Origin of the sequence: Streptomyces sp. NPDC088246, assembly GCF_044741025.1 — a bacterium.
Taxonomy (GTDB): Bacteria; Actinomycetota; Actinomycetes; order Streptomycetales; family Streptomycetaceae; genus Streptomyces.
The window spans coordinates 42,959-56,603 of record NZ_JBIURV010000008.1; the positions used below are offsets into that span (position 1 = coordinate 42,959).

Consider the following 13,645-nt stretch of genomic DNA (forward strand, 5'->3'; position numbering starts at 1 on the left):
CTGGCGCTGTCCCGCCCCGGACGGCGCTCCGGACACGTCGGTCTCCACCTGGGCGCGGCCGCCGTCCACCGGGCCTGCGGATCACGGAGCGCCGGGCGAAGCTCCTCGAGCCCGACAAGCCGGAGAAGCGCGGGCCACGATCGATGGGTTCATCGGCGCGATTGCGTCCATCACCCTGGACGGCTGAACAGGCCGGAGCGACGCCGCCCGGTCTGCTGCCGGACGGCACCCGCCCTCAGCTGCGCTTGAAGAACTCGACCTCCCCGACCGCGATCGGCCGCCCCTCGCCCTGGCCGGACGCGGCCCTCAGCACGAGCCGGACGGAGACGACATCGCTGATGCCGGTCCGTACCGTCTGCGGGCCCGGCTTGTCGGCGAGTGTCAACGCCTTCTCGTGGACCTCGCCATCCGCCGTGGTGACGATCAGATCGGCCCGGGTGGGCCTGGCCCCCTGCCGGAACTCCTGGGGCTCCTTCGACACACCGGAGTACACCACGACGCCGACCAGCCGGAAGGGCTTGTCGAAGGTGCACGTCAGCGACGAGCCGAGCGTGGGTGCCCCCCAGTATTTATTGGTCAGTCCGTCGACGGCGGCGGACGCCGGATGGCCGGGAGCGTGTGCGCTCGCGGTGACGCCGGTCGGGCTGATCTCCGCCGTTCCGCCGAGCTTGTCCCGCACGTCCTCGAAGACGTAGCGCCCGGCCGGCAGGAGCAGGAAGCCCGCGAACAGCAGCCCGACGACCACCAGCACCAGCACGGTCCGCCGCAGCGCCCGGCCCGATCCTCTTCTCACCCGGCGGCGGAACGGCCACACCGTACGCCACCACGGCAGCGGCGCCGGCTGCTCGCGGGTGAACAGCGGTGCGGCGCAGCGCCGGCAGAACCGGCGTCCCGGCAGGTTCGGGGTGCCGCACGCCGGGCACGGTGGCCCGTCCGGCTCCTCGCCCGCCACCACGGGCCTTACGACGGGCCGCCGGGCGATCGGCTTGGCCGGCTGCACCGCGACCACGGGCGCTTCCGGTGCCGGTGGCTGTGGCCGTACGGGGGCGGGCTGTGCCGGTCGCGGGGGCGGTTCCGGGGCCGGGGCGGGCTCTGCGGGGGGCGGCCCGGCAGGTTCCGATGTGCGCGAACGCATCGGTTCCACCGGCGGCTCGGGGCGCGCAGAGGGCGGGGCCTCGGCCGGGGGACCCGCGGTCTCCGGGGCGGCACCGGTCGCGGGAACGGCTGGAGCACCGGTCGTGGGCTCGGCTGCCGGGCCTGCCGGGCCTGCGGGTTCTGCTGGGCCTTCAGGTTCCGTGGCGGCGGGAGGATTCCGCGAGGCCCGGGAGGACCAGCCCAGATAGGAACCGCAGTTCCCGCAGAAGTCGTCGTCCTCGCCGTTGGCCGTACCGCACGCCGGACACGAGCGCATCGCGTCAGCCTCCTGTCTCGTCTGGCGGGCCCGGCAGGATCTCCACCCGGCACGTGAGGTGTACGGGGCACGAGGCCGCGACGACGTCCAGGACGCGGCTCGCGTCCACCGGCCCCCCGCGCACCGCCCAGACCCGCACCAGCAGTTCTCCGGTCGGAGCCGGGGGCAGTTCCGCGTCCGGCTCGGACGACCACGCGACGCCGCCGCCGTCCTGGACATCGGCATGCACGCCGAAGCAGAGCCGGAGGTGTTCGACCAGGCCGCGGCGGGTGCCGCGCCAACGGTGCAGCTCGACGGCGCGCGCGATCACGGCCCGCCGCAGCCCCTCGGGCCACGCCGGATCGACATCGGCCGCCACCCAGGACGACAGCCAGGGCAGGAAGTCGGCCGGGGCCAGAGACGGATCGAAGTAGGCGGGAAGGTTGTCCAGGGTGGACAGGACGGGCGCCAGGACGGTGTCGAGGCCCGCCGTGAACCGCTGGGCCAGGTCGTCGTCCGCGTACAGCGCGGGCAGCAGCCCGCCGATCGGATAGCGGCTGGCGAGCCCGGGTACCGCAGCCCTCGTCATGAGCCGTCACCGGCCCCGCTCGCGGTGACCACGACCTGATGCTGATGCGAGAAGACCAGGGCGCCCGGGGCGACGTCGATCCGCTCCACCGCCGCCCCGCGCCGGCCGGTGATCGGGTCCGCGGGGAACAGCCGTACCTCCTCCACCAGACCCACACCGCGCACGCCCTGGAGTACGGCGAAGACCTCGCCGTACTGCACCGGCCTGCCGAACGGCCACCCGGTCCCCTCCACTCCGCCCCGCAGCGGGTCGATATGACGGAACAGCGCTGCGAGCGCCTCCGCGCGGACCCGGTCCACGTCACCACCGGCCGTCACCAGGCTGGCGACCACGGTGACGCCCTGGTAGGAGGGCGGTTCCACCACCAGCCGGGTGCCGACCAGGCGCCGTTCGTCGAGCCGCGCCGCGACCGCCGAGAGCACGGAGTCCGACGGGATCAGCTGCTCGAACCGCAGCTGCCCACCCTCGTCGGCGACCGCGTCGGGCACCACCAGGACCCGCACCGCACCGCCCTCGCCCGCGACGGCGGGCAGGCACCGGACCCTGCGCAGGGAAGGTGCGGCCTCGCGGGCGATGACCTCGTAGTCCCCGGCCGTGACCGCCCGCTCCTGCACCCTCAGGATGTTGGGCGCCCGGACCTTCGCGTTCTCCACTGTCTCGCCGTCGACCCCGCCCCGGGCCGCCTCACGGTTCTCCACGCCCGCCACGTACGGCACCGAGCTGCGCAGCACGCAGATGGCGCCCCGCGCGACGTTCCCGGCCGCCCCGCCGCCCGTACGGTAGCGGGGAACCCGCAGCTGCGCGCCCTTCTCGGGCACCGCCCCGTACGCGCGCATCGTCCCGTCCGGCTCGCGTACCTCCGGCGGGAACGCGAACTCGCCGGAGACGGCGTCGATCCGCACATGCCGGTCGTTCGGGGAGGAGGCGCCGAAGTGCTCCACGGCGGTCCAGACCTGCCAGCCCTCCGCGGAGGACACCTGAACGACCGGCGGCTCCCCGTCCAGCATCAGCGGCGCCCTGCTCACGGAGAACCTCTGCCCGGCGACACCCTCGGAGATGCCGAGCGCAACGTCGAGGACGGTCTCCGCGTGTTCGACGTCCATCGTGCCGCCGACGGTGAACACCTCCGCCTCCCGGATCGTCGGAGACTCGGAGTAGAACGGCTGGCCCGGTTCCGGCGCGGTGACCCGGCAGCGCAGCCATCCCGCCCGGGTACCCGCGGTCACCGACGCGGTGTGTCCGGCCGGGACGAACACGATCACCTCGCCGGGCCTGTTCAGCCCGCCGGTGCTGTCGGTGCCGGTCTGGCACGTGACCCAGCGGGCACCGTCCCACGCCTCCCACACCAGTGGCGGCTGCCGCGGGTCGACGCCCACGCCCTCCACGCGGCTGTCCAGGCGTACGGCGACGATGCACCGGGGCACGGCGGTGGGCAGCCCGAACAGCAGGGCGTCACCGGGCTCCGGCCGGGGCTGGAAGCACGGGATGTCCTTGCCGGCGCCGAGCGGTGCGGTGCGGTCCGTCTGGTCGCCCGACACCGGCGCGGTGACCAGCCGGACCAGCGAACTCGGCACGATCGACAGGTCGTCGGAGGTCGAGAACACCACCGCCTCCTCCGCCTCGCCACGTGAGGTGGCGACCTCCGTACCCGCCGGGAGCCGCACGGTCTCCGGCTGCGGCGCGGACAGCCAGAAGTCGACCTCCGCCCGCGCCACCGACGGCGGGAACAACGTGACGCCCAGCAGGTCGAGGAAGGCGGAGTAGTTCTTGTCCGGTACCCGGTTCAGCCGGTACAGCAGCTGGTCGACCATGTACGCGAACGTCTCGATGAGCGTGACCCCGGGGTCCGACACGTTGTGGTCGGTCCACTCGGGAGAGCGCTGCTGGACGTACCGCTTGGCCTCGTCGACGAGTTGCTGGAAGCGCCGGTCGTCCAGGTTGGGTGAGGGCAGGGCCATCAGCGCACTCCCGATTCTTCGGATCCCTCGGAGGACGGGATGGTGTAGAAGGGGAAGACGAGGTTGCGCAGGTCGTTCGTGGCCCGCACGGTGTAGTGCACGTCGATGTACAGGGTGCCCTCCTCGATGGCGTCGAACGCGATCACCACGTCGGTCACCTCGATGCGCGGTTCCCACCGCTCCAGCGACGTGCGGACCTCGTGCGCGATGCGACCGGCGGTGGCTCCGTCACCGGGTGCGAAGACGTAGTCGTGAATGCCGCAGCCGAACTCCGGGCGCATCGGCCGCTCGCCCGGCGCCGTGCCGAGCACCAGCCCGATCGCCTCCTCGATCTCCCGGTCCCGTTCGACCATGCCGATGCCGCCCGTGGCGCCGACCCGCAGCGGGAAGCCCCAGCCGCGTCCGATGAACCCGCCGCCGCTCACATCGGGCCCCCGATCAGTACGTTCGGCGCACCGCTGATGATGGGCGCGCCGCAGGTGGTGGTGTCCCGCATCCGGGCGGCGGGCAGCCCGCCGATCAGGACCTGACCGGTGACCGCGGCGGCCGGGTTGGGCATGATCACATTCCCCGGCCCGAGCGCGGCGTGCGGGGGGACGACACACACGTGCAGGCTCCCGGCGACGGCCGCGGGCCGACCGCCGATCAGCACGGTGGCGACGGCCACCGCACCCGGGGGCGGGGTGCCGATGAGGCCGCCGTGGGCGGTGCTGTCGCCCGTGCGGGCTGCGGGGGGCATGGCCGGGATTCTCCTTGCTGGGAAAGGGACTTCTGGGGACATCGGATGGATGGCAGGGTCGTCAGTTGATCTTGATGAGCTTGGCCTTGAGCACGGCGAGCAACCCGCCGTCGATGGTGACCCCCGTCTTGCCGTTGACGGTCACCGAGCTGCCCTTGATGTTCACGTCGCCCGCACCCGCGTCGAGGGTGATACCCGACGCGGAGAGCGTCACGGAGCTCAGCGCCCGGGTGCCGCCGGGGGCGTACACCGTCAGCGCGATCTCGCCCCGCCGCTCGTCCAGCGTGACTTCGAGCCGCTTGTCGCCGGTGGCCAGCCGGACACCGGACGGTCCGCGCGGGGCGTCCAGCAGTTCGAGCCGGTTCCCGGATCGGGAGACCAGCGAGCGGCGGTTGACCTTGCCACTGGTCGGGTCGACCAGCGCAACGTCGTGGGGCGAGGGCTTGTCGACCCCGTTGTAGAGGCCGCCCAGCACATAGGGGCTGTCCAGCAGGCCCTGCTCGAACCCGACCAGCACCTCGTCGTTGACCTCGGGGCTGAACACTCCGCCGCCGCCCTGGCCGCCCCATTGCACCGTACGGACCCAGTCGGTCACATAGGTGTCGTCGAGCCAGGGGAACTTCAGCCGGACCCAGCCGCGTTCGGCCTTGCCCTCGCGGATGTCGGTGACCACGCCGATGGCCAGACCAGGCATGCGCGGGCCGCGCGAGGGTGCGTTCGAGCCACTGGTCAGTCCCGCCAGCGAGCGGTCGGGCGCCGCGCTCACCAGCACGGTTGTGCGGTATCCGCCGTTCGGTTCGAGTACGTGGTGTGCGGCGGTCGCCGTGTAGCGCCCGGCGAACGCGGGCCCGACGTTGCCGAGGGCCACCGGCTCGCCCGCCCGCAACTGGGGATTGCCCTCGGCGACCGCTTCGATCTCGCCGAATCCGGAGCTCACCGAAGCGGCCACCGAACCGGCCACGGCCCTGGCCTCGGCCTGGGTCCGGTACGGGGTGTCGGTGACCGTCATCCGGGCGTTCGCGCCGAACGCCCCGGCCACCAGCGACGGGCTCATCCCGGGGGACACCGTGTCGCTGCGGATGGACTGCTCCCGGGCCACCAGCCGTGTCTTGGTGTCGACGTTCCAGCCGCGCACCTCCACGCTGTCCGCCCCGTCCGCACCGGTCAGCACGGCCCGCAGAGCCAGCAGATTGCGCCCATACTCCAGGACCATCGGGTGGCGGGTGGCGGAAGTGGCGGGCGAGGGGGCCGACGCGGCGGGCTTCGGCTTCACGAACTGCAGCAGACCCTTGTCGTCCACCCGCACGTGCGCACCGCTCTCGCCCGCGAGGTACTGGAGGAACTCCCAGTCCGAGACATTGGGCTGGGTCAGCTGCTTGTACGTGATGGGCGCGGCCTCGATCCGTCCGCAGGCCAGCCCGGCACCCGCGGCGACCTTGCGGACGATGTCCGCGGTCTTCATGTTGCGGTAGGCCACCACCTTCCGACCGCGCTGGAGCCGGTGGGCCTTGGAGAAGGCGCGGACCACCGTGAACGAACCGGTGGTGTCGCTGTCCAGCTCGACCGCCGTGACCTCACCGGTGAACAGCCGCTCGCGCACCCGCTCCTGCACGGTGACCACGGATATCTTCAGCGGGCTGCCGATGGTGAGACCGGTGGCGGTGAGCAGCTTGTGATCGGGGTCCCGGTACGTCAGCACGGCGGTGTCCGGCAGACCGACGTTCTCGTCCACCACGCAGCTCACCAGCTGGGCCGCCCAGGCCGGAGGCAGCTCGCCGGGGGCCTCGACGATCGGATCCGCGGCGAAGGAGCGGCCGGGGGCGGTCATCGGCTGCCCTCCGGGGCGTGATCTTCCAGTCCGGGCACGACCAGTTCACTGCCGGGGATCAACTGCATCGGGTCGTCCACGTCGTTGGCCTCCGCGATCGTGCGCCACGCGGTGGCGTCGCCGTACTCCCGCCAGGCCAGCAGCGGCAGGCTGTCACCGGCTACGACCCGGTGGGTACGACGTGCCTCCCGCGAGCCGGACGTGGGGTTCTGGCCGGCCGGATCGACGCTCGCCTCCTCGATCGACAGGGAGCAGGTGGCGCGCAGCGGTTTCCCGTCGACGTCGAACAGGGTGTATGAGACAGAGAGGTTGGAGAGTACGCCGTCGAACGAGGTCGTCTTCGACGTGCCCCAGTCGAAGCGGACCCAGGGGCTGGCGGGTGTCTTGCGGGCCAGGCTGCTCGGGGTGGGTACACACGCCGTCATCAGCTGCTCCACCGCCTTCTCCACCGAGTTGTCATGGGTGGCGGTGGCGTCCAGGAAGACCTCCAGGGACAACGACCGGGGCCCGCTGCCCACGAATTCGGGCAGCGCGGACTGCCCGGCCATCCGGGACGGCGTACGCCGCCACTCGGTGCTCTTGCTCAGCGACAGCTTCGCGGGGTTGAACTGCAACGTGAGCCGGGCGAGATTCCCGCCCGGTTTGGCGCCGACGGTCGCCGGCGGTTCCATGATGGTCAGCTGGGCGCGAGCACGGCTCGTGCGGACAGCGGGTGACATTGCGTTCCTCCTTCCCGATCTTCTCCGATACCTGTACCTGCTAGGGGAGATGACGGCTCGTCAAGACGGCTCCAGGCCCTCGTGTGCGATCTCCAGCGTCTCGATCGCCGCCTGCGAGCTGGCGGGGTCGAAGGACGGCCCCTGCCAGCGGACCGGCACGATGCCGTGCACCTGCCAGCTGATGATGCGGCTGAGGTCCGGACGGAGCGCGACGATCTCGCCGTCCTTGGGCTCGACCCGCTGGATCGTCTCGTTCAGCCACCGCGCGATCTTGAGCGTGTCGGCCGTGACGGGGCGGGTCAGCGTGATGTTGGTCCAGGTGATCCGCCCCGGCAGCTGCCAGGTGAAACCGTTGTTGCCGCCCTCGGCGTACTGCTCCATCTCCACCTCGGCGCCCAGACCCGAACAGGTGTGGAAGGCCCCCAGGTCACTGCCCCCGATGACGAGCTTGAAGAACACGCTCGTCGCGAAGATGTTGTCCGTCATGTGCTTCTCTTCTTCTCTGCTGTTTCCAAGTGCCGTGCCGTGCCCAGCCGTTCGGGCCGCTGTCAGCGGCGGCCGTCGTACAGCCGCCCGGTACGCTCCCGCCCTCTGCGCATGTCCGCGCGGATCAGCCGGCTCACCGGATCGAGCAGACGACGGGCCAGCTCCTCGATGTCCGCCCCGGTGACCCGGTTCGCGGCCGGAGCTTCCGCGGTGGCCGGTTCGACCGATCCGGCCGGCCCGGTCCCTCCCGACGGCATGGAGCGCTTCACCGGGGCCGCCCGCACCGGAACACCGCTGATTCCGGCGTTCGCCGCCGCGCGTTGAAGCACCTCGGCCGCGGACCCGGAGACGCCGGCTCCGGCGGCCGGAGCGGGTGCGCGTTGCGGAACCCGTACCGAAAGGCCCGGAGGTCCGGGAGGGGGAGAACCGACTCCGGCCTCCGGCCCGGTGGCCATGGGAGCGCCGGATTCGGGCACCACCGGCAGCGCCATCCGCTGTACGGGCACGGCGGCCGCTCCCGGCCGGTCCGGTGCGGGCGGATGCGGGCGCACGACCGGAACCGGCTGAGCGGCGGACGGCACAGACGGCACGGAGTGTGCTGTGGAGGGGGCCGCCGACGGGGTTGAGTGTGCGGGGCGTGGTGCCAGGGGCATCGGGCCGGGGCGGCGGGCGGTGTGTGACTCCGCGGGCTGCTGCTCCGGCGGGCGGTCCTCGGGGCGGGACGGGGGCGTTGTCGCGCCGCCGCGTACCGAACGCTGCACGAGCCGTAGGAGGGAGCCGCCGACCCCCGGTCCGCGCCCCGTCCGGTCGGCGCCGGTCCCAGCTCCGGCTCCCGGAACGCGAGCGGGGTCACCGGCGGGCGTCCGGCCCGAGGGCATCCCGCTCCGAGTGGTGCCGGGCGACGGGCTCCCGGACACGAGGCGTTGGACGGTGCCACCGGGCGCCGGCCCCTCAGGCGCCGGCCCGGGGCCGGTCGCCCGGGGCCGGCGCGGCGAAGCGGCTTCGGCGGGGCGGGTGCGCGGGTGAGGAAGTACCGGCCCGGGTGCGGCACCCGTCGGCGTCCGGTGCTCCCCGGCCCGCGTGCTCCCGGGCCCCGGCGACGGCTCATCGGGCCCCGGCTGCTGGACATCACGGCGCCAGGTGGCTGCCACGACCGGCCGGGATGCGTTCCCTGCCGCCGGCGCCGAAAAGCCCTCGCTGGAGCCGGTGCTCACCTTCAGGGCCCTGCCCGCGAGCAGGGCTCGCGACCGTTGGACGGCGGGCGTCGGCTCCCCTGCGCGGGCGGCAGGCCCGGATGCCCGCCCCTGCTCCCGCTCCGGGGTGATCCTCCGGACACGTACCGGCGTAGCGGGAGCGGAAGGGGAAGGAGAAGAGGTGGCCATGGGGGTGCTCGCGCGCGTGGCGTCCACTACGCGCTGGACAGCCGCAGGTTCAGGTGCGGAGCCACTGGTCCGAGCAGGAACGGGGGACGAGCGCACCGGCATCTCGGCGGGCGCGTTCACGGGCTTCGGCATCGGCTCGGCCGGTGCGGAGGGCGGGGGTGCCACAGGATCGCCCGCCGACGTCATTGCCTGCTGCGGACCCGTGGTTCCCGCCTGTGTCCGACGGCGGTCACCGAGCAGCGGCGCGTCGGTCCGGAGCCGGGCTGTCGATGGAAGCGACGGGAGGGGGGTACCGATCCCGCCGCGGGCACGAGCCTGCGATCCGAATCTATCGGGCTGTGGCGGCTGCGAGGACCGGACCTCCGGGGACCGGGGTTCCGGGGACCGGGCTTCCGGGGCCGAAGGCTGACGCACCAATGGCTGACGCACTGCCGGCTGCGTCGCCTCCTGCGAAGGCGTGGTCGTCGCCGCAGGGGTTGCCGCGTCGGATACTTGGCGTTGAATCACGGGCATGCCCGCTGCCTGTTGCCCTTCCGGCGCGGACGGGACGACCTCGTTCCGCGTTGCCGGGCCGGAAGTTACGGCTCCGGTGGGCAGTTCCCGCAGGGGCCGGCCCAGGGCGGGTCGCACCGTTGGGGTGGCGGGACGGTCGGTGGTGCGGTCCGTTGGTGGTGCGGCGCCCGGCGGGGCGGCGGGTGCAGCCTCGCCGGAGCCGTCCGGCCGCACGGGCACGGTCTGCTGCGACGCGCCCTGTTGCACCGCGGTGCTGGCGGTGACGGGAGCGTCCGGTGCGGAGGCCGTGGCCGGCAGGATCCCGTCGATGTGCCGCAGTGCCATCGCCGGGCGCCGGGCGATGATCAGGGGCGGGGCAGTCCGCCGCGGACGTACGGCCGCGGGCCGGGCCCGCTGGAGCGAGACCGGTGCCGGTGCGGTGTCCGCCGGATGCTGCGACGTTGACGCGGCGGCCGGGCCCGAAGCGGGACCCGGAGCCGCGGCCGGCGTCGAGACCGGTGCCGGTGCGGTGTCCGCGGGATGCTGCGACGTTGACGCGGCGGCCGGGCCCGAAGCGGGACCCGGAGTCGCGGCCGACGCCGTGCCCCCGGAGGAACGGGAGGAGGAACGGGAGGAGGAACGGGGAGACGAGGAGCGGGGGGACGAGGAGCGGGCGGACGTCGTACCGCTCGACCGTTGGACGGTTGCAGGGCCCGGCTTTCCGCCGGCCCGGCCCCTGCCGGTCGCGTCGCCCGCCGTGGCAGCTGTCGGGCCCGCCGCAGGTTTCGCCTCCTCCTCCGTTCCGGTCCGGGCGGCACGCAGCAGCAGCGGTCCGCCGGGAGACTCGGAACGCGCGCCGCCCGGACGGGCGACGCCATGGATGAGGCCCACCGGCGCGGACGGCAGTACGGCATGGCCGAGTTCGCTCCCGAACGCGAGGTTCTGCCACGAGGCGAGGCCGTCCCTGAACCGCAGTCCGTCACTCACCCCGATCGAGGAGCGGGCGACGGTCATCGGCGGGGGCGCGACCTGCCGCCAGCCACCGTCCCAGTCGCCGTCCCGCCGACCGGCCCCGCTGTCGCTCCGGTCGGCCTCCGGTTCCGGAGCGTGCCCGGTGCCGGCTCCGGCTCCGCCCGGGGACGGCGTTCCGGGCTGCTGCCGGTCCCCTCGGCGGAACCAGTCTCCGAATCCCACACGATCACCCGCCTTCGTTGACGCGGGTGTTGATCCGCGCTATCTCCCGCACCCACTGCTGACGCTCGCCGTGGGTGAGGTCGAGAATGTCCTCGCGCTGCCAATGGAAGTGGTAGGCGACGTACGCGATCTCCTCCCGCAATCGGGGAAGCGCGTACGTCACGATTCCCCCAGGCGCCCACCCGAGAGGTCCACCTCGAACGATCCGTGGCACAGCGGACAGGTCACCGCGGCATGCGTGTGGCCCTCGCTGTTGATCCGGCGGTAGAAGTCCTGGAGGAACGCCACATCCGTGGCGTACATCCGCTCGACGACCCCGGCGTGCACATCGGTGATGGTGCCGAGCTGGGTGATCACCTGGCTCAGCAGCACCACGGACAGGTACGCCGGGTTCTCCTTCACCCGCAGGTCGATCTGTGGGCGCAGCTCGTCCCGTGCCGTCGCGAGCCGCATCGAGCCGCGCCGGTGGACCTGGCCCTCGTCGTCGACGTAACCGCGCGGGAGCTCGAACTCGAACTCCGTACGCAGCTCCAGCTGGTCCCGGTCCCGGGCCGAAGGCGGCGCGGGGGCAGCCTCCTGTGCAGCGGGCGGGGTGGCTGCGAGGCTGTCGAGGACTTCGTCGAGCCCGCCCGACGTAACGGTCCTGCGCCTCATTCGACCACGATCTCCTCGAAGGTGATGGTCACCGTCTCGGTGGCGGCACTGGATTCGCCGGCCTTCAGCGAGGGCCCCGCCCACTTGCTGGCCCAGCCCTGCATCAGCTGGATGCGCCGGACCGTCTCACCCTTCGAGTCCTTGATCTCGATGGTCAGGTTCTGGCGCGCGGTGTCGACGGCCCCGTTGTTGAGCGTCTCCTTGATCCATTTGGTGAACTCACTGCTCTTGTCGAGTCCGCGGGTGATCGTCACCTCGCCCGCCTGACGTGCGCCGGGCTGCTTGCGGATGATCTGCTTGCCCTCGGCCGTCACTTGACGGACCTCGACGACTTCCTCCTCGACGGTCAGGCCGCTGATCTCTTGGATCGACTCGACGAGATAGCCGCCGAGCTGCACGCCGAAGACGTGGGTGGAAAGAGCGTCGCCCTCTGCCATGACTCTGTGTCACCTGTTCCGTTTGCGGACCCTGCTGGGTCACTCGTTGACGAGGCTGGTGCTGTCGGAGAACTGCGCGAGACGGAAGACCACGAACTCCGCGGGCTTCACCGGGGCCACGCCGATCTCGCACACGACCTGGCCGAGGTCGATCGACTCCTGCGGATTGTTGTCGCGGTCGCACTTGACGTAGAACGCCTCCTCGGCCGTGCGGCCGAAGAGGGCGCCCCGGCGCCATTCCTCGGTGAGGAAGGCGGTGACGTTGCGCCGGATGCTCGACCACAGGCGGTCGTCGTTCGGCTCGAACACCACCCACTGGGTGCCCAGGAGGATCGACTCCTCCAGGTAGTTGAATAGGCGGCGTACGTTGAGGTAGCGCCAGGCCGGGTCGGACGAGAGGGTACGTGCGCCCCAGATCCGGATGCCGCGCCCGGGGAAGGCACGCACGCAGTTGACACCGATCGGGTTGAGCAGGTCCTGCTCGCCCTTGCTGAGGCGGATCTCCAGGTCCAGCGCACCGCGGATGACCTCGTTGGCGGGGGCCTTGTGCACACCGCGCTCACCGTCGCTGCGCGCCCAGACACCGGCGACGTGGCCGCTCGGCGGTACCAGGGAGTTCTGGCCGGTCGCCGGGTCGAAGACCTTGAGCCACGGGTAGTACACGGTCGCGTAGCGCGAGTCGTAACCGGCGTCGTCGTTGCGCCAGGTACGGACGCGCTGGGCGTTCATGCCCGGCGGGGTGTCCAGGACAGCGACCCGGTCGCCCATCTGCTCACAGTGCGAAATCACCGCCAGCTGGACGGCCTTGACGCCCTCGGCGTCGATGTCCCCGCGCTGGTAGGCACTCATCAGGTCCGGGACGGCGACCATGGTGATCTCGTCGATCGCTTCGAGACCCGCGAACCCCGTACGGGCGGCGGCGTCGCCGACGTACTCGGCCGGGTCGAGCCGTGCGACACCGGCTGCGGGGGCTGCGGCGGTGGGCGCGAGGGAGAGGGTCTGGTTCTCGGGGCGGGCCGGGGTCGCGCCAGGCTGCTCGGTGACCTGGATGAGCTTGGACTGGCGGGTCTGGGCGACCAGATAGCCCTTGACGTTCTTGCGGGTGGAGACGTCGTAGGTCTCCACCACCTTGCCGGCCTGCCGCACCAGCAGCCGGAACCGGTCCTCCGGGGGGTTCTCGCCCTCGGCGTCGGCGACCTCCACGGAGAGGTCTCCACTCGTACCGGGTCGTGCGGAGACCAGGAAACCTCCGATGGCGGTGGGTGGGGCCGCTTCGGCGGCGGATCCCTGCCCCGAGTCCTGTGCGGGGCCACCGATGCGCACGATGTAGGCCGCGCCGCCGCCGTTGGCGAAGTAGCCGTAGACCGCGGGCGTCAGGTATGTGTCGGCGGTGAAGGTACCGAAGGTCTGGACGTACTGGTCCCAGTTCGTCACCAGCGTCGGCTGGTGGAAGGGGCCGGTCTCCGCGAAACCGACGAAGGCTGCGACCGCGGTGCCGACTCCCTCGATGGGCCGCGCTCCGGACTGCACCTCCTCCACGTATACACCGGGGGTGAGGTACGACGGCATGCTCGCTCCTTCGGGTGGTCATTCGTTCGCCGCTCAGTCTTGCCCGGCGGCCGTGGCGGACAGTAGGCCTCAGAGTCCTGGACACGGGGCAACGGCGCTGCCTTTCCAGTCACCTGTACGGCAGGAAACGCTTCCCCTTGCGGACCGGTCGCGGCAGTCGCCGTATTCTGCGGCTCGCCGCATTCCCGGGTCCGGTCGCGTGAGAGCG

13 protein-coding genes are annotated in these 13,645 nt (G+C 72.2%); all 13 read right to left on the reverse strand.

What is annotated here, in order from left to right:
- Positions 1-235: 235 nt before the first annotated feature.
- The 13 genes from ACIPEK_RS13675 to ACIPEK_RS13735 all read right to left on the reverse strand — a co-directional run bounded on the left by ACIPEK_RS13675 (position 236) and on the right by ACIPEK_RS13735 (position 13,437).
- Positions 236-1,009: an NADase-type glycan-binding domain-containing protein gene (locus tag ACIPEK_RS13675; RefSeq protein WP_401994831.1), complete on the reverse strand. Its 774-nt coding sequence runs from the start codon at positions 1,007-1,009 to the stop codon at positions 236-238.
- 406 nt (positions 1,010-1,415) lie between these two features.
- The gene (locus ACIPEK_RS13680; RefSeq protein WP_383068590.1) at positions 1,416-1,979 is read right to left on the reverse strand and encodes a phage tail protein I; all 564 of its coding nucleotides are present in this window, start codon (positions 1,977-1,979) and stop codon (positions 1,416-1,418) included.
- Positions 1,976-3,937 (reverse strand): putative baseplate assembly protein, encoded by a 1,962-nt coding sequence (locus ACIPEK_RS13685; protein WP_401994834.1) that lies wholly within the window; start codon positions 3,935-3,937, stop codon positions 1,976-1,978. Before ACIPEK_RS13685 ends, ACIPEK_RS13680 begins: the two co-directional genes overlap by 4 nt.
- Positions 3,937-4,362 (reverse strand): GPW/gp25 family protein, encoded by a 426-nt coding sequence (locus ACIPEK_RS13690; RefSeq protein WP_114242526.1) that lies wholly within the window; start codon positions 4,360-4,362, stop codon positions 3,937-3,939. Before ACIPEK_RS13690 ends, ACIPEK_RS13685 begins: the two co-directional genes overlap by 1 nt.
- Positions 4,359-4,676: a PAAR domain-containing protein gene (locus tag ACIPEK_RS13695; protein ID WP_383068594.1), complete on the reverse strand. Its 318-nt coding sequence runs from the start codon at positions 4,674-4,676 to the stop codon at positions 4,359-4,361. The genes ACIPEK_RS13690 and ACIPEK_RS13695 overlap by 4 nt, the downstream gene beginning before the upstream one ends.
- Before the next feature lie 61 nt (positions 4,677-4,737).
- Positions 4,738-6,504 (reverse strand): VgrG-related protein, encoded by a 1,767-nt coding sequence (locus ACIPEK_RS13700; protein ID WP_401994838.1) that lies wholly within the window; start codon positions 6,502-6,504, stop codon positions 4,738-4,740.
- Positions 6,501-7,223, reverse strand: a complete 723-nt coding sequence (locus ACIPEK_RS13705) for a LysM peptidoglycan-binding domain-containing protein (RefSeq protein WP_401994841.1) — start codon at positions 7,221-7,223, stop codon at positions 6,501-6,503. The genes ACIPEK_RS13700 and ACIPEK_RS13705 overlap by 4 nt, the downstream gene beginning before the upstream one ends.
- A 60-nt stretch (positions 7,224-7,283) precedes the next feature.
- Positions 7,284-7,709, reverse strand: a complete 426-nt coding sequence (locus ACIPEK_RS13710) for a phage tail protein (protein WP_266430804.1) — start codon at positions 7,707-7,709, stop codon at positions 7,284-7,286.
- Positions 7,710-7,771: 62 nt separating this feature from the next.
- A complete protein-coding gene (locus ACIPEK_RS13715) occupies positions 7,772-8,299 on the reverse strand; it encodes a hypothetical protein (RefSeq protein ID WP_401994845.1) in 528 nt (175 codons plus the stop codon).
- Positions 8,300-10,781: 2,482 nt separating this feature from the next.
- On the reverse strand, positions 10,782-10,940 hold the full coding sequence (locus ACIPEK_RS13720) for a DUF6760 family protein (protein ID WP_003966147.1): 159 nt from the start codon (positions 10,938-10,940) through the stop codon (positions 10,782-10,784).
- The gene (locus tag ACIPEK_RS13725) at positions 10,937-11,431 is read right to left on the reverse strand and encodes a hypothetical protein (RefSeq protein ID WP_401994847.1); all 495 of its coding nucleotides are present in this window, start codon (positions 11,429-11,431) and stop codon (positions 10,937-10,939) included. Before ACIPEK_RS13725 ends, ACIPEK_RS13720 begins: the two co-directional genes overlap by 4 nt.
- Positions 11,428-11,868: a phage tail protein gene (locus ACIPEK_RS13730; protein WP_401994849.1), complete on the reverse strand. Its 441-nt coding sequence runs from the start codon at positions 11,866-11,868 to the stop codon at positions 11,428-11,430. Before ACIPEK_RS13730 ends, ACIPEK_RS13725 begins: the two co-directional genes overlap by 4 nt.
- Before the next feature lie 39 nt (positions 11,869-11,907).
- A complete protein-coding gene (locus ACIPEK_RS13735; protein ID WP_401994852.1) occupies positions 11,908-13,437 on the reverse strand; it encodes a phage tail sheath family protein in 1,530 nt (509 codons plus the stop codon).
- Positions 13,438-13,645: the final 208 nt, after the last annotated feature.

Excerpts from the sequence above, each read along its gene's own strand:
- ACIPEK_RS13725 (WP_401994847.1), bottom strand. The coding sequence starts at position 11,431 with ATGAGGCGCAGGACCGTTACGTCGGGCGGGCTCGACGAAGTCCTCGAC.
- ACIPEK_RS13680 (WP_383068590.1), bottom strand. The coding sequence starts at position 1,979 with ATGACGAGGGCTGCGGTACCCGGGCTCGCCAGCCGCTATCCGATCGGC.
- ACIPEK_RS13710 (WP_266430804.1), bottom strand. The coding sequence starts at position 7,709 with ATGACGGACAACATCTTCGCGACGAGCGTGTTCTTCAAGCTCGTCATC.
- ACIPEK_RS13735 (WP_401994852.1), bottom strand. The coding sequence starts at position 13,437 with ATGCCGTCGTACCTCACCCCCGGTGTATACGTGGAGGAGGTGCAGTCC.
- ACIPEK_RS13700 (WP_401994838.1), bottom strand. The coding sequence starts at position 6,504 with ATGACCGCCCCCGGCCGCTCCTTCGCCGCGGATCCGATCGTCGAGGCC.
- ACIPEK_RS13730 (WP_401994849.1), bottom strand. The coding sequence starts at position 11,868 with ATGGCAGAGGGCGACGCTCTTTCCACCCACGTCTTCGGCGTGCAGCTC.
- ACIPEK_RS13705 (WP_401994841.1), bottom strand. The coding sequence starts at position 7,223 with ATGTCACCCGCTGTCCGCACGAGCCGTGCTCGCGCCCAGCTGACCATC.
- ACIPEK_RS13695 (WP_383068594.1), bottom strand. The coding sequence starts at position 4,676 with ATGCCCCCCGCAGCCCGCACGGGCGACAGCACCGCCCACGGCGGCCTC.
- ACIPEK_RS13685 (WP_401994834.1), bottom strand. The coding sequence starts at position 3,937 with ATGGCCCTGCCCTCACCCAACCTGGACGACCGGCGCTTCCAGCAACTC.